Source organism: Nocardioides aquaticus, from assembly GCF_018459925.1.
GTDB lineage: Bacteria > Actinomycetota > Actinomycetes > Propionibacteriales > Nocardioidaceae > Nocardioides > Nocardioides aquaticus.
In genome coordinates, this window is the sequence record NZ_CP075371.1 from 1,988,847 (window position 1) to 2,002,993 (window position 14,147).

Sequence of the window (14,147 nt, forward strand, 5' to 3'; positions counted from 1 at the left end):
TCAGGCGATGGTCATCCCGCCGTCGACGGCGAGCGTCTGCCCGGTGACGTAGCCGCCGGCGGCCGAGGCCAGGAACACCACGGCCGCGGCGAGCTCGGCCGGGTCGCCCTTGCGACCGGCCGGGATCCGCTCCTGCTGCTTGTCCAGGTAGCCGTCGGGGTACTGGTCGGTCATCTCGGAGGTGAAGAACCCCGGTGCGACCGCGTTGACCCGGATCCCCTTGCGCCCGGTCCACTGCTGGGCGAGGTCGCGCGTCAGCCCGATCAGGCCCGCCTTCGAGGCGGCGTACGCGGCCTGGGGGAGCGCCGCGGTCGTCAGGCCGAGCACCGAGGAGATGTTGACGATGCTCGAACCGGGCTGCATCACCCGGGCGCAGGACTGCGCCATCCAGTAGCAGCCGTTGAGGTTGACGTCGATCACGCCACGGAACTGCTCGGGGGTCTCACGGGTGGCCGGCACCGCGGTGCCGATGCCGGCGTTGTTGACCAGGACGTCGACCCGGCCGAGCTGGTCCATCGCCGCGTCCACCATGGCCTGGCAGGACTCCGGGTCCGAGACGTCGGTGGTCACCGTGACCGCTCGTCGCCCGGTCGCCTCGACCAGCGCGGCGGTGTCCTTCAGCCGGTCGGTGCGCCGGGCGCCGAGCACGACGTCGGCGCCGGCCTCGGCCAGCGCCTGCGCGAAGGCCACACCGAGCCCGCTCGAGGCGCCGGTCACCAGCGCCACCTTCCCGTCGAGGCGGAAGAGGTCGGTCACGGTCCGGTGGGCCTGCTGGGTGTCCTCGGTCTGGGTCATGCCCCGGATCGTAGGGGAGGGGCGTCCCCGCGGGGGTGGACCACGAACGCGGTCACCGGGTGCGCCACCCGCAGCCCCGGGCCGGGCTCGGCGGAGCGCCGCAGACGCTCCACGACCGCGGCGCGCGCCGCGTCGTCCAGGACCGTCTGGACCGTGAAGTCGAGCAGGGCTGGGTCGTCCCCGTCCCCGCCGTCGAGGTCGACCGTCGAGGCGAGGTCGTCGGCTGCCACCTCGACCGGCAACCGTGCGAGCGAGGCCGCGACCGCGTCGCTCCAGGGCTGCGGGCCGCCGGCCGCGGGCGGCGCGAGGTCGGCGACCAGCTCGTTGAGGGCCCCCAGCGGGGCGTGGAGCACCAGCAGCTCACCGCCCGGGGCGAGCAGGTCGAGCGCCCGCCCGAGCGCCGCGTCGAGGTCGGGCACGTAGTAGAGCGAGTGCACGAAGACCACCACGTCGAACCGCTCGTCCGGCCCGGTGAGGAGGCTGTCGAAGGTGCCCACGTGCCCGCGCACGGCCAGCTGCTCCTGGCCGAGACCCTCCAGGCCGGCCACGAAGGCGGCCACCCCGGGGGAGTGCGGGTCCACGCCGGTCCAGGAACGGGCGGCCCCGGGGGCGGCCTCGGCGCAGGCGCGCGCGGCCAGCGCCCGGTCGACGGTGCCGTCGCCGCAGCCGACCGAGAGCACGGACAGGTGCGCGTCGCCGGCCCGTCGCGACAACCGGTCGCCGAGCCAGGACACGATCCTCGTCCGCTGGTCGGAGCGGGCCTCGAAGAGGGCGTGCCCCCGGGCGTAGCTGTCCGGGTCGGGCGTCACGCGTGTCTCCTCGGGCTGTGCTGCCTGGCAGGTGGCCGCGTCGTCGTAGGCTGCACACGCAACCACGGTCGTCCTGCCCGGAGCACACCCGCCCCGTCCGTGGTCCGCCCCACGGGTTCCCAGCCCGCCCGGAACGACCCGACCAAGGAGCACCCGGTGACGTCGTCGCAGGACACCGCAGACCGCAGCCTGGCCCACTGGAGCGAGGCCGGCCGCGCCGAGATGGAGGCCTTCTACGTGCTGGCCACCGCCGACTACCGACGCCTCGCCGAGGCGGCCGACTGGCCCTCGCTGCTGGCCGGACGGCGCAGCATCCTCGACGTGGCGTGCGGGAGCGGGAAGTTCCCGGTCGCGCTGACGACCTACGCCGGCCTGCCCGCCGAGCCCCCGATCGCCTACGACCTGCTGGACCCGTCGGCCTTCTCGGTCGACGAGGCCCGCGCGCGCCTCGAGCCGCCGTTCGCGGCCGCCGCCGAGCACGTGGTCACGCTGCAGGACCTGCCCGAGGGGCTCACCTACGACGTCGTGTGGGCCACCCACGCGCTGTACGCCGTGCCCCCCGCCGAGCTCGGCCTGGCCGCCGAGCGGTTCGTCGGCGCGATCGCGCCGGGCGGCCTCGGGTTCGTCGCCCAGGCCACCTCCGCGGGGCACTACGTGGCCTTCTACGAGGCCTACCGCGCCGGGGTGCCCGGTGGGGCGGACCTCGCGCCGTACACGAGCGCCGAGCAGGTCCGCGACGCGCTCGTGGGCGCCGGCGCGGACGTGCGTGAGGAGCGGATCCGCTACACCAGCGGCACCGCCGACCGCGCGGTCGCCGAGGGCTTCCTCCAGCGCTGCCTCTTCGACGACACCCTGTCCCTGGAGGAGATGGAGGCCGCGCCGGTGCTGGGCGACCACCTCGCCGCCTGCCGGGGCACCGACGGCACCTACACCTTCGAGCACGAGGCGGCACTGCTGTGGCTGTGAACGACCGGGTCAACGACAAGCTCCCCGAGGCCAACCGCGCCGGCGGCATCGACGCCGCCTGGGACGGCGACGACCAGCAGTGGTGGGACTGGTACGTCACGCTGGCGGCCAACCCGGAGGCGGCCGGCCCGCTGGTCGACGGTCCCGGTCTGCCCGACGTGGCGCCGGCCTCGGACGCCGAGGTCGAGGCGCTGCTCGCCACGCCGTACGACGTCGCGCCCGCGGCCGTCCAGGCGTTCCGGGGCGACGCGTTCGTCAAGCTGCCCGGCGTGCTGCCGCCGGCCGTCGTACGCCGGCTGGCCGATCGGCTCCAGGAGCTGCTGGCCGCGGAGCACGGCACCGACACCGCCGGCCGGTTCCTGGCCCTGGAGCAGATGTGGCTGCACGACGACCTGATGCGCCTGGTCGCGCTGTCGCCGCGGATCGGCGGGATCGCCGCCACCCTGCTCGGCGAGGACGGCGTGCGGATCTACCACGACAACGCGCTGTCGAAGGAGCCCGGCTGCGGTCGCACGCCGTGGCACCACGACGACGAGCACTTCCCGCTCGACTCGCTCCAGGTCGTCACCGCCTGGATGCCGGTCTCGGCGATCCCGGCGCCGATGGGCCCGCTGTCCTTCGCCCACGGCACGGAGCTGCGCGAGGTGCTCGACGGGCTGGAGTTCGACAAGGTCGGCACGACCTACGACGTCGCCGTCTCGCAGCGCTTCGGCAGCTCCGGGGTCCAGGTCACCGAGACCCCGTACGCCGTGGGGGAGGTCAGCTTCCACTCCTCGCTGTGCTTCCACACCGCCGGCCCGAACCGGACCACGCAGCCGCGCCGGGCGCTCGCCACGACGTACTTCGCCGACGGCGCCCGCGTGGTCGACGCCCCCACCATGATCAGCGGCACCTGGCAGGAGTTCCTGCCCGACACCGAGCCCGGGGCGGTGGCCCGCAGCCGGCTCAACCCCGTGGTGGGTCACGGCTGAGGCGGCCGGGGGCGGTCACGCGCTACAGTGGACGCGTGCCCACCCCCGAGCTGCTCCTTCCCCAGCCGCGCTGATCCCACCCCGGATCGCGCGGCCACCCCTCCTGCGTGAGGGGTTTTTTCATGCCCGCAGCAGCCCGACCCGAAGGACCCCGTGATGACCCAGACCTCCCCGACCGAGACCGCGACGGGTGACGCCGAGACCTACGACGCCGTCGCGCTGCAGGAGAAGTGGCGCGCGGTCTGGGACGAGCGCGAGCCGTTCACCGCCGACGACGACAGCCCGCGCGAGAAGCGCTACGCGCTGACGATGTTCCCCTACCCCTCCGGCGACCTGCACATGGGCCACGCGGAGGTGTTCGCACTGCACGACGTCGTCGCGCGCTACTGGCGCTTCCGCGGCTACGAGGTGATGAACCCGATCGGCTGGGACTCCTTCGGCCTGCCCGCCGAGAACGCCGCGATCCGCAACGACGAGCACCCCTCGACCTACACCTACGCCAACATCGAGACCCAGGCCGCCTCGATGCGCCACTACGGCCTGGCCTTCGACTGGAGCCGGCGGCTGCACACCTCCGACCCGGAGTACTACCGGTGGACGCAGTGGCTGTTCACGAAGTTCCGCGAGCGGGGCCTGGCCTACCGCAAGAACAGCGCGGTCAACTGGTGCCCGCAGGACCAGACCGTGCTGGCCAACGAGCAGGTCGTCGACGGCGCGTGCGAGCGCTGCGGCGCCGAGGTCACCAAGCGCGAGCTGACCCAGTGGTACTTCCGGATCACCGACTACGCCGAGGAGCTGCTCAGCGAGCTGGACGCGCTGGAGGCGACCTGGCCGAACCGCGTGGTCACGGCCCAGCGGAACTGGATCGGCCGCTCCGAGGGCGCCCACGTCTCCTTCGTCGTCGAGGGTCGCGAGGAGCCGCTGCGCGTCTACACCACGCGCCCCGACACCGTCTTCGGTGCGACCTTCATGGTGGTCGCCGCCGACGCCCCGCTGGCCGCCGAGCTGTGCACCGACGAGCAGCAGGAGGCGCTGGAGGCCTACCGGGCGGAGGTGCGGCGCGCGAGCGACATCGAGCGCCTGGCCACCGACCGCCCCAAGACCGGCGTCTTCCTGGGCGTCCACGCCACCAACCCGGTCACCGGCGCGCAGGTCCCGGTGTGGGCCTCCGACTACGTGCTGGCCGACTACGGCACCGGCGCCATCATGGCGGTGCCCGGCCAGGACCAGCGCGACTGGGAGTTCGCGGCCCGCTTCGACCTGCCCGTCATCCGGACCGTGCAGCCGCCGGCCGACTTCGAGGGCGAGGCGTTCACCGGTGACGGTGCGGCGATCAACTCCGCCAATGACGAGATCGACCTGGACGGCATGGGGGTGGCCGAGGCCAAGGCCGTGGTCATCCCGTGGCTGGAGTCGAAGGGCCTGGGCGAGGGCACGGTCAACTACCGGCTGCGCGACTGGCTGCTGTCGCGCCAGCGCTACTGGGGCGTGCCGATCCCGGTCGTGCACTGCCCCTCCTGCGGCGAGGTCGACGTCCCCGAGGACCAGCTGCCCGTCGAGCTGCCCGAGCTGCGCGGCGCGGACCTGAAGCCGAAGGGCGTCTCGCCGCTGGCCGCGGCCGAGGACTGGGTGAACGTCGACTGCCCGTCCTGCGGTGGCCCCGCGAAGCGTGACAGCGACACGATGGACACCTTCGTGGACTCGTCGTGGTACTTCCTGCGCTACTGCTCGCCGCGCTACACCGGCGGCCCGTTCGACCCGGCGGTGACCAACGCCTGGATGAACGTCGACCTCTACATCGGCGGCGTCGAGCACGCCGTGCTGCACCTGCTGTACGCCCGCTTCTTCACCAAGGTGCTGCGCGACATGGGCCTGCTGGAGACCGGCGAGCCGTTCGGCGCGCAGCTGAACCAGGGCTTCGTGATCAACCAGGGCAAGAAGATGAGCAAGTCCCTGGGCAACGGGGTCAACCTGGGCGCGCAGCTGGACGAGTTCGGCGTCGACGCGGTGCGGCTGACGCTGGTCTTCGCCGGACCGCCCGAGGACGACATCGACTGGTCGGAGATGAGCCCGTCCGGCTCGCTGCGCTTCCTGCAGCGCGCCTGGCGGCTGGCCGGTGACGTCACCAGCGCGCCGGGGACCGACCCGGCCGGCGGCGACGCCGCGCTGCGCTCGGTCACCCACCGCACCGTCGAGGAGGTGCAGCGCCTGGTCGAGGGTCACAAGTTCAACGTGGTCGTCGCCCGCACCATGGAGCTGGTCAACGCCACCCGCAAGGCCATCGACACCGGTGCCGGACCGGCCGACCCGGCGGTGCGCGAGGCCGCGGAGACGGTCGCGCAGCTGCTGAGCCTGGTCGCGCCGTACGTCGCCGAGGAGATGTGGGAGCGCCTGGGCCACGAGCCCTGCGTGGCGCAGTCGACCTGGCTGGACGTCGACCCGGCCCTGCTGGTGCAGGCCTCGGTGACCGCCGTCGTCCAGGTCCAGGGCAAGGTCCGCGCGCGGCTCGAGGTCAGCCCCGACGTCACGCCTGCGGACCTCGAGGCGGCCGCGCTGGCCGACGAGGGCGTGCAGCGCGCGATCGAGGGCCGCGAGGTCCGCAAGGTGGTCGTCCGCGCACCGAAGCTCGTCAACGTCGTGGTCTGACGTCCGCGGTGACGGTGCAGCGGGCGGGTGCGGGTCCGACGGCTCCCCACCCGGCGAGCCGTCGGGGGGTCCTGGCCGCCGCCGGGCTCACCGGCCTCGGGGTGGGGCGGCGACGGTGGGCGGCGGCCCGGCCGCCGCCGGCCAGCGCCCCACCGCGGCCGCACCGCCCACCCGCCGTGACCCGTTCACGCTCGGCGTCGCCTCGGGGGACCCCGACGCGGACGGCTTCGTGATCTGGACCCGCCTGGCCGTCCGCCCGCTCGACGACGACGGCCGGGGCGGGATGCCGTCGCGCCGCTACCCGGTGGACTGGGAGGTGGCCACCGACCGGCGCTTCCGCCGGGTCGTGCGCCGCGGCACCGCGCGCGTCGGGCCGCGGACCGCGCACGCGCTGCACGTCGAGCTGTCCGGCCTCGAGCCGGGCCGTGAGTACCACTACCGCTTCCGCCTCGGTCGGCACGTGTCCCCGGCGGGCATCACGCGGACCGCGCCGGCGGCCGGGTCCCGGGTGGCGTCGCTGGCGATGGCGTTCGCCTCCTGCGCGAACTACCCCGTCGGCCACTTCACCGCCTACCGCCGCCTGGCCGACGAGCAGCCGGACCTGGTCGTGCACCTCGGGGACTACCAGTACGAGGGCGCCGCCGCGGCCAGCGCGGTCCGGCGGCCCCACGTCGGTCCCGAGACGGTGACCCTGGCGAACTACCGGCAGCGCCTCGCGCAGTACAAGACCGACCCCGACCTGCAGGCCGCGCACGCCGTCGCGCCGTGGCTGGTGGTCTGGGACGACCACGAGGTCGACAACAACTACGCCGGCCTGGTCCCGGCCCGGGCGGGGGAGACGGCCGGCTTCGCGCGGCGTCGCGCGGCGGCGTACCGCGCCTACTACGAGAACATGCCGCTGCGTCGCCGGTCGCTTCCCCGGGGCACGGACCTGCGCCTGTTCCGCCGGGTCGGGTGGGGCTCGCTGGCCACCTTCCACCTGCTCGACACCCGGCAGTACCGCTCGGACCAGGCGTGCGGCAGCGGCTACCAGGACTGCCCCGCGGCGGCCGACCCCGCGCGTACCCTCACCGGCGGTGAGCAGGCGGCGTGGCTGGACCGCGGTCTGCGCAGCTCGAGCGCGCGGTGGGACCTGCTGGCCCAGCAGGTCTTCTTCGGCGCCCGCGACAGCGACCCCTCGGCGGCGCGGACGGTGGCGACCGACGCCTGGGACGGGTACCCGGCCTCCCGCGACCGGGTGGTGTCGTCCTGGGTCGACGGCGGGGTGCGCAACCCGGTGGTGCTCACCGGCGACGTGCACGCGCACTGGGTCTCGGACCTCTACCGCGACCAGGCCGACCGCTCGTCGGGACTCGTGGGCACCGAGCTGGTGACCTCCTCGATCACCTCCGGCGGCGACGGCTACGACTCGGCCACGGGGGAGCACCCGTGGTTCGCCCAGAACCCGAACCTGCGGTTCTGGGCCAACCTGCGCGGCTACGTCAGCACCACGATCACCCCCGACGCGGTGAACGCCCGGTTCCGGTGCTTGCCGTCGGTGACCGACCGGGACGCCGAGGCCTTCACCCGCGCGGAGTGGAAGGTCGAGGACGGCGTGCCCGGCGCCCGACGGGTCTCGGACTCGCCGCTGCCGGCCGGGTCGGCGGCGCGACGCCGGGTCCCGAGCGACGCCGAGATCGTCGCGGACACCATCGAGCAGGAGACCGGCGTCCGTCCCTGACCCGCCGCGGCAGTAGGTTGCGCGCATGCCGATCGCCCGGGTCGCCGTCGTCACGGACTCCACCGCGAGCCTGCCTGCCGACGTCGTCGCGGCGCACGCGCTGACCGTCGTGCCGCTGCAGGTCGTCCTCGGCCCGCACGCCCACCTCGAGGGGTCGCCGGAGGCCACGCCGGGCCGCGTCGCGCAGGCACTGCGCGACCACGTGCCGGTGAGCACGTCGCGACCGGCCCCGGCCCGGATGCTGGAGGCCTACCGGGCGGCGGCCGACGCCGGGGCCGAGGCCGTCGTCTCGGTGCACCTGTCGGGGCAGATGAGTGGCACCGTCGAGGCCGCCCAGCTGGCCCGGCGGGAGTCGCCGGTGCCGGTGACGGTGGTCGACACGCGGCAGGTCGGGTTCGGGACCGGGTACGCCGCGGTCACCGCGGCGGAGGTGCTCGCGGCCGGTGGCGGGGTCGAGGAGGCCGCGGCCGCAGCACGGGAACGGGCCGCGGCGTGCTCGGCCCTGTTCTACGTCGACACCCTGGAGTACCTGCGGCGGGGCGGCCGGGTCGGCGCGGCCGCTGCCCTGCTCGGCGGGGCGCTCGCGGTCAAGCCGCTGCTGACGATCGAGGACGGCGTGGTGGGCAGCCTCGAGCGGGTCCGTACCTCGGCCCGGGCGCTCGCGCGGCTGGAGGAGCTGGCCGTCGAGCGGGCCGGGTCCGGCCCGGTGGACGTCGGCGTCGCGCACCTGGCCAGCAAGGAGCGTGCCGCCGCCCTCACGGCCGCGCTGCGCGAGCGTCTCGCCGACCAGCTCGAGGGCCGCGACGTGTGGTGCGCCGAGCTCGGGGCTGTCCTGGGGGCGCACGTGGGGCCCGGGACGATCGCGGTCTGCGTGGCGCCGCGCACCTGACCGGCCCGAGCACGTCCACAGGGACGTGTCCGGCGGCGTCGTCCACCGGTGCGGGTCGACTGCCTGCGCCGGACCGCGCTCGCTTCCTAGCGTCGCGTCCATGCGCCCGCCCACCGACTCCGTCCGCGGCTCGTACGACGACGTCCTCCAGCGCCGCCGGGACGCGCTGCGGGTGCGGCCGCCCGACCCGGACCCCGCCACCCCACCGACGCCCGGGGTGACGCCCGGGGTGACGCCCGGCCCGGGAGACCCGTACGTGCTGCCGGTGCCGGGTCGGCACGTCTCGCGCCGCGCCGCCCAGGAGCCTCGCGCGGTGGCCGGCCGGGCCGTGGGGGAGGTGGTCGCCGGTGTCGTGCCGGCGCCGCTGCGCGGGCGGGTCGGGCTCGGGGGCGCCCAGCTGGCTGTGCTGGCGGTCGTGGTCGCGGTGGCCCTCAGCGTGACGGCGTGGTGGGTGCTGCGGGCCGACGCCCGGACGGTCGAGGCCCCGGCGCCGGCGGCGGGGCTCGAGCCGGCGGCGGACCTGGTCGCGCTGGAGCCGGCGGCGGCCACGCCCGTGCCCTCCGAGCCGGCGCAGGCCTCGGCGCCCGGGGAGGCGGCGTCGGCGGCACCCGCGCCGGCCGAGGGGGAGGTGACGGTCGACGTCGCCGGCGAGGTGCGCCGCCCGGGTGTGGTCACGCTGGCGGCGGGCGCGCGGGTGGTGGACGCGCTCGGCGAGGCCGGCGGGGCGCGGCCCGGGGTCGACCTCTCCCCGTTGAACCTCGCCCGCGTGCTCGTGGACGGCGAGCAGGTCCTGGTCGGTGCGCCGAGCACCGGGGCGACCACCGCGGGAGCCCCCGCGTCCGGGGCCGCGCCCACCGCGCCGGCGCCGGCCGCTGCGGCCCCGCCGGGCCTGGTCGACCTCAACACCGCCGACGTGACGGCCCTGGAGGAGCTGCCCGAGGTGGGACCCGTCACGGCGGCCGCGATCGTGGCCTGGCGGGAGGAGAACGGCGGGTTCACCGCGGTGGAGGAGCTGCTCGAGGTGGACGGGATCGGGGACGCGACTCACGGACTGTAACCCGATAGGATGGGTCCTGTGAAGAACACGCCCAAGAATCCCGCGCTGCTGGTGCGAATCTCCGACGACAAGGCCGAGGATCGGGCCGGCGTCGGACGCCAGGAGGCAGACACCCGCGCTCTGGCTGTGCGCCTGGGGTGGGGGACTGGTGAAGTGTTCGTGGAGAACGACACCTCGGCATTCAAGCGCCGAGCGGTGACACTCCCCGACGGCTCGACCGGACTGCGCGTGTTCCGACCAGAGTTCCGCCGCTTGCTCGATGCCATCACCGTGGGCCAGGTGGACGGTCTGATCGCCTACCACCTTGACCGTGTGGCCCGAGATCCCCGCGACCTTGAAGACCTGATCGACGCCGTCGAGCTGACCCGCATCCCCGTCGACTCTGTGACTGGCTCCCTGCGCCTGGCATCGGACGCTGACATCACCATGGCCCGCATCGGGGTCGCCATCGCTAACCAGTCCAGCCGTGATGCCTCCCGACGCATCCGGCGCAAGATGGACGAGCTGGCCGAGGCCGGGACCTACTCAGGTGGGGGAGCGCGGCGCTACGGCTACGAGCCAGACGGGATGACAGTCAGGCCCGACGAGGCCGAGGTTCTGCGCTACGCGGCCCACAGGGTGCTCGAGGGTGCGTCGGTGACTGCTGTCGGCCGCGAGCTCGACGAGCAGGGCCACCGACCCGTCAAGGCTCAGCGGTGGTCGAGCAAGACGCTGGGGGACCAGCTCCGATCCGCCCGTGTCGCCGGCCTGCGCGTGCACCGCGGGGAGATCGTGGGGGAGGCTGCCTGGCCGGCCATCCTCGAGCGGGACACCTGGGAGCAGGTGTTAGTGGCGCTCAACTCTCGGCGCACCTATGACAACCGCCGCGAGCTGGCGCACTGGCTCGGCGGACTGCTGTTCTGCGATCGCTGCGGCCATGCCCTACAGGCCAACTTTGTGCGGGAGGGCGTCCATCGCTACTGGTGCCATAGCGGCCACCGGCGGGGAGGGTGTGGGCGCATCGCGATCCAGGGCGAGGGTGCCGAGCGGGAGGCCGAGCGCCAGGTGGTCGAGTACCTGTCTCGTCCCGACGTCGCTGAGCGACTGGCCGAGGTCACCTCACGCCGTGGCGCCGACCGCGCCCGCACCGACCTGGCAGCCGACGAGCACCAGCTACGGGACCTCTCGCGTATGTGGGCCGAGAAGGCGATCACGCTGGACGAGTACGCCGAGGCTCGCAAGATCATCCAAGCTCGGATCGACGGGGCGAAGGCGGTTCAGATGGCGCAGGTGCCCGAGGCCGCTCGGAAGGTGCTGGCGGCGGCGGACCCCGCCGCTGCGTTCCGCTCGCTCAACCCGACCCGCAAGCGCGAGACTGCCCGGGTGCTGCTCGCTTCGCTCGGCTACAAGGGGTGGAAGGTCGAGCCCCACGACGCGAGCAAGGCGCGACGGTTCGACCCGTCCCGCATGGCGCTGATGGAGGTGGACCGGTGACCGATGAACCGAAGGTCCGAAAGGCCGGTGACATTGTGTGCGCCGGCAAGGGCAGGGTGCATGTACTCGCCCGCGTGACGATCGGCGAGGGAACGCGTGCGTTTGACCTGACTGTGACGCCAGGCGTCGAGTGGTTCCTATCGCAAAGCACTGGGGGAGCGACGGCGTCCTTCTCCTGCAAGCACGGTCACGCAGTCGTCGACCTGCTGGAACTCGCCAAGGACATGCGTTCGACTAGCCGACGCGTGCGCAGGACGGTCAACAGCGCATAGCGTTTGGTACGCTGTGCATAGCACCAACCGCAAGCCCATCGGCTCTTCTTGAGCCGTAACGCTTCGTCCTGACAGGGCAGGGACAGACTCAAGGAGTCTGTCATGCCCACACAGGACCTCTCGGATCGTTTCCTGATCGCGTCAATCGCGGCTAACTCGCGTTGGGCGCAGGAGACTGACCGTGCCGCGGCCACACGGCCGGCGCGCGATGCGTTCGAACGCCGCTTCCTCGACGAGGTGGACCCGGACCGGTCGTTGCCCGATGGGGAGCGAGCGCGGCGGGCCGAGAACGCACGCAAGGCCTACTTCCACCGCCTGGCTCTCAAGTCGGCGCAGGCGCGTCGCCGGGTCGGTGTGGCGTGAGTGCGCCGCGGAGCCTCACTGACGTCGCTGCCGTGCCTGACGAGGTGGCGCTGCGGCGGCTGCTGGCGATGCTGTCGACCGCCGAGAGTGGTGGCGCCGATGCTGCTGCCTGAAAAGGAACAGCGCCCCGGGGCCGAATCCGAGACGCTGTCTAAGTCGTTTGCAGGCGACCCTCTCAGTGTACTGACCTACTGCACTCGGTGCGGGCACCTGCTGACCGCTAGGTCGTCGGTGTCTCGTGGCGTCGGGCCGGTCTGCATCCGGTTCGAGGTGGTCGCGTGAAGCGCCGTCGCCTGCTCGAGGTCGAACTGGACCGGCACCAAAGCATCCTGCGCGGGCACGGCAGCCGCGAGATCCTGATCCAGATCACTGGGCGTCCTCCAGTCTGGGTTGCCAGCGCACGGGGCTGGAGCTGTCAGGAGCACTCAGCTCGGTCGTCCGTCGCGTTGGCCGAACACCTGGGTTACGACATCGAGGTGATCGGCAGGCGGTCAGCTCGAGCCCGCGCGATCGATGCGCTCATGGCCGCACCGCCACCCAGGTTCCCCGAGCAGCCCGACCCGGGCCGAGGACTCTGGTGAACGCCCGCGACGCCCGCAAGGCGTGGGTGCGTCATTACACCCGACAGGCGCCCGACGCTCCGGCGTTCGGGTCTGCGGCCTGGCTGGCACTACCAGACGGGCCGGCCAAGATCGCGGCCGTGGTCCGCGCAGCGGAGGCGTGGGCGATGGACGGTGACGACCTCCAGGCACGCCTTCGGGCCGAGCTCGAGGCGGCCAGGCTCGCCGACAAGCGGGCCGAGGACGCCGCCTGGCAGACGCAGGGGGCGTCTCATCGAGCGGCCTACGACGGCAAGTCCGGGACGTTCCGGCCAGACCCGGAGATTGCCCGTGAGGTCGAGCAGGACTGGCTTGCCTGGACGCGGGGTGAGGTCGCGTGAGCCGCCGATTCACCGTCGACCAGTGGCGAGCCGCGGTCTACCGCGAGCCACACATCACCGACGCCACCCGGGTCTTGCTGCTCTACCTGTCGGACTACATGCGCGATGACCTGACCGTCAGTGTCGACCGCGAACAGATCGCGGCCGACCTCGGTCGCTCCGAGCGTCGGATCGGTGAGCGGTTTCGGGACGCGCTGGGCCAGCACCCGAGAAAGCCCGACGCCGAGCAACGTTGCCGGCTCGAGCACCGCCTGCTCGATCGGAAGGCGCGGGGACAGAAGCACGTCAGGGCGGTCTTTCAGGCTGTCGTGCCGGACGTTCTCAGCGCGACCCACGTGTGTCCTGCTGAGGATGCGTCTCCAGATTCTCAGCAGGACGCTCAGGAGCACCCTGAGAACGACGAGAACCGTCCTGCTGAGAAGCCGTATTCGGGGTCTCAGCAGGACCCCCGGGGGTCCTGCCTTATTAGAGCGGACCCCGCCGCAGGCCCCACCCGCCGTGACGTCGGCAGAGACGAGAGGGCCGAGGACCAGCAGGCCCGTGGGTCCGTCACCGAGTGCTCGTGGCACGACGAGACGCATCCCTGCCCCGATGACTGCGCCAACCACCCTGACGCCCGCAGGAGGATCGCATGACCGCGCCCATCGTCGACCTTGCTAGCCAGCGCTTGAAGCGTCGGCCCGCGCCCGGCTGCACCCGGTGCGACCACCGCACGGACGGGACGCGCTGCTTCCCCCACCAGCTCGAGGCACTGGCGATCCGCCTACGGGCCGACCAGGAAGACCACGCGGGCGAGCTGCTGGTCCCCGCCGACGACCTGGCGCAGACGTGGGCCGAGGCCCTGGCCGTGCTCGACGGCATCACTGCTGAGTGCTTGACCCCGATGGAGAGGACAGCCAAGTGAACCCGACCCCGCTGACCTACGACGCCGTCTCCGCGTGGATCGCACTGAGCCACGTCCTCTCCTCGCTGGAGCGGCCGACCCCGTGCCAGATCGACCCCGACCCGTTCGGCTCCAAGCGTGTGGCTGAGCGCCGGGAGGCCGCCGAAGCCTGCGCCAACTGTCCCGCGCTCGAGGCGTGCGGGAGGTACGCCGAGGCGGCAGGGGAGACGTGGTTGGTGTGGGCGGGCGTGGACCGCACGCCCGTCTACGCGCGCAAGCGCAGGGCGGTGGCCGCGTGATCGTCCACCACTTGACCAACGTGTCACCCCCGGGCCATGACCCATGCGCCCAACCCCCTCTAAG

The 14,147-nt window shown here is 73.3% G+C and carries 16 protein-coding genes; 14 read left to right on the plus strand and 2 right to left on the minus strand.

Annotated elements, in window-relative coordinates:
• Both ENKNEFLB_RS09615 and ENKNEFLB_RS09620 read right to left on the minus strand, forming a co-directional pair.
• Window positions 1-795, minus strand: coding sequence for an SDR family NAD(P)-dependent oxidoreductase (locus ENKNEFLB_RS09615; RefSeq protein WP_214058978.1), 795 nt, complete (start codon window positions 793-795; stop codon window positions 1-3).
• Window positions 792-1,604, minus strand: a complete 813-nt coding sequence (locus ENKNEFLB_RS09620) for a class I SAM-dependent methyltransferase (RefSeq protein ID WP_214058979.1) — start codon at window positions 1,602-1,604, stop codon at window positions 792-794. The genes ENKNEFLB_RS09615 and ENKNEFLB_RS09620 overlap by 4 nt, the downstream gene beginning before the upstream one ends.
• 156 nt (window positions 1,605-1,760) lie before the next feature.
• On the opposite strand from ENKNEFLB_RS09620, the gene ENKNEFLB_RS09625 reads away from it, so the two are divergent.
• The 14 genes from ENKNEFLB_RS09625 (at window position 1,761) to ENKNEFLB_RS09685 (ending at window position 14,083) form a co-directional block, all read left to right on the plus strand.
• Entirely contained in the window at window positions 1,761-2,570 is an 810-nt protein-coding gene (locus tag ENKNEFLB_RS09625) for a class I SAM-dependent methyltransferase (RefSeq protein WP_214058980.1), read from the plus strand.
• Complete coding sequence (locus tag ENKNEFLB_RS09630; RefSeq protein WP_214058981.1) at window positions 2,561-3,541, plus strand: phytanoyl-CoA dioxygenase family protein; 981 nt, start codon at window positions 2,561-2,563, stop codon at window positions 3,539-3,541. The genes ENKNEFLB_RS09625 and ENKNEFLB_RS09630 overlap by 10 nt, the downstream gene beginning before the upstream one ends.
• Window positions 3,542-3,697: 156 nt before the next feature.
• Window positions 3,698-6,187 (plus strand): leucine--tRNA ligase, encoded by a 2,490-nt coding sequence (leuS, locus tag ENKNEFLB_RS09635; protein WP_214058982.1) that lies wholly within the window; start codon window positions 3,698-3,700, stop codon window positions 6,185-6,187.
• Between the two features lie 115 nt (window positions 6,188-6,302).
• Window positions 6,303-7,907 (plus strand): alkaline phosphatase D family protein, encoded by a 1,605-nt coding sequence (locus ENKNEFLB_RS09640; protein WP_214058983.1) that lies wholly within the window; start codon window positions 6,303-6,305, stop codon window positions 7,905-7,907.
• Between the two features lie 25 nt (window positions 7,908-7,932).
• A complete protein-coding gene (locus ENKNEFLB_RS09645) occupies window positions 7,933-8,796 on the plus strand; it encodes a DegV family protein (protein WP_214058984.1) in 864 nt (287 codons plus the stop codon).
• Window positions 8,797-8,896: 100 nt separating this feature from the next.
• Window positions 8,897-9,853, plus strand: a complete 957-nt coding sequence (locus ENKNEFLB_RS09650) for a ComEA family DNA-binding protein (protein ID WP_214058985.1) — start codon at window positions 8,897-8,899, stop codon at window positions 9,851-9,853.
• Between the two features lie 18 nt (window positions 9,854-9,871).
• Window positions 9,872-11,326, plus strand: a complete 1,455-nt coding sequence (locus ENKNEFLB_RS09655; RefSeq protein WP_214058986.1) for a recombinase family protein — start codon at window positions 9,872-9,874, stop codon at window positions 11,324-11,326.
• 374 nt (window positions 11,327-11,700) lie between these two features.
• Complete coding sequence (locus ENKNEFLB_RS09660; protein WP_214058987.1) at window positions 11,701-11,961, plus strand: hypothetical protein; 261 nt, start codon at window positions 11,701-11,703, stop codon at window positions 11,959-11,961.
• Between the two features lie 99 nt (window positions 11,962-12,060).
• A complete protein-coding gene (locus ENKNEFLB_RS23155) occupies window positions 12,061-12,243 on the plus strand; it encodes a DUF6011 domain-containing protein (RefSeq protein ID WP_420830538.1) in 183 nt (60 codons plus the stop codon).
• Window positions 12,240-12,542 carry a hypothetical protein gene (locus ENKNEFLB_RS09665; RefSeq protein WP_214058988.1) on the plus strand — a complete coding sequence of 101 codons (303 nt, stop codon included), beginning with the start codon at window positions 12,240-12,242 and terminating at the stop codon, window positions 12,540-12,542. The genes ENKNEFLB_RS23155 and ENKNEFLB_RS09665 overlap by 4 nt, the downstream gene beginning before the upstream one ends.
• On the plus strand, window positions 12,539-12,901 hold the full coding sequence (locus ENKNEFLB_RS09670) for a hypothetical protein (protein WP_214058989.1): 363 nt from the start codon (window positions 12,539-12,541) through the stop codon (window positions 12,899-12,901). Before ENKNEFLB_RS09665 ends, ENKNEFLB_RS09670 begins: the two co-directional genes overlap by 4 nt.
• On the plus strand, window positions 12,898-13,536 hold the full coding sequence (locus ENKNEFLB_RS09675) for a hypothetical protein (protein WP_214058990.1): 639 nt from the start codon (window positions 12,898-12,900) through the stop codon (window positions 13,534-13,536). Before ENKNEFLB_RS09670 ends, ENKNEFLB_RS09675 begins: the two co-directional genes overlap by 4 nt.
• Window positions 13,533-13,805 carry a hypothetical protein gene (locus ENKNEFLB_RS09680; RefSeq protein ID WP_214058991.1) on the plus strand — a complete coding sequence of 91 codons (273 nt, stop codon included), beginning with the start codon at window positions 13,533-13,535 and terminating at the stop codon, window positions 13,803-13,805. The genes ENKNEFLB_RS09675 and ENKNEFLB_RS09680 overlap by 4 nt, the downstream gene beginning before the upstream one ends.
• Complete coding sequence (locus ENKNEFLB_RS09685; RefSeq protein ID WP_214058992.1) at window positions 13,802-14,083, plus strand: WhiB family transcriptional regulator; 282 nt, start codon at window positions 13,802-13,804, stop codon at window positions 14,081-14,083. The genes ENKNEFLB_RS09680 and ENKNEFLB_RS09685 overlap by 4 nt, the downstream gene beginning before the upstream one ends.
• The last annotated feature ends 64 nt before the right edge of the window (window positions 14,084-14,147 follow it).

Excerpts from the sequence above, each read along its gene's own strand:
- ENKNEFLB_RS09615 (WP_214058978.1), bottom strand. The coding sequence starts at position 795 with ATGACCCAGACCGAGGACACCCAGCAGGCCCACCGGACCGTGACCGAC.
- leuS (WP_214058982.1), top strand. The coding sequence starts at position 3,698 with ATGACCCAGACCTCCCCGACCGAGACCGCGACGGGTGACGCCGAGACC.
- ENKNEFLB_RS09645 (WP_214058984.1), top strand. The coding sequence starts at position 7,933 with ATGCCGATCGCCCGGGTCGCCGTCGTCACGGACTCCACCGCGAGCCTG.
- ENKNEFLB_RS09650 (WP_214058985.1), top strand. The coding sequence starts at position 8,897 with ATGCGCCCGCCCACCGACTCCGTCCGCGGCTCGTACGACGACGTCCTC.
- ENKNEFLB_RS09660 (WP_214058987.1), top strand. The coding sequence starts at position 11,701 with ATGCCCACACAGGACCTCTCGGATCGTTTCCTGATCGCGTCAATCGCG.
- ENKNEFLB_RS23155 (WP_420830538.1), top strand. The coding sequence starts at position 12,061 with ATGCTGCTGCCTGAAAAGGAACAGCGCCCCGGGGCCGAATCCGAGACG.
- ENKNEFLB_RS09680 (WP_214058991.1), top strand. The coding sequence starts at position 13,533 with ATGACCGCGCCCATCGTCGACCTTGCTAGCCAGCGCTTGAAGCGTCGG.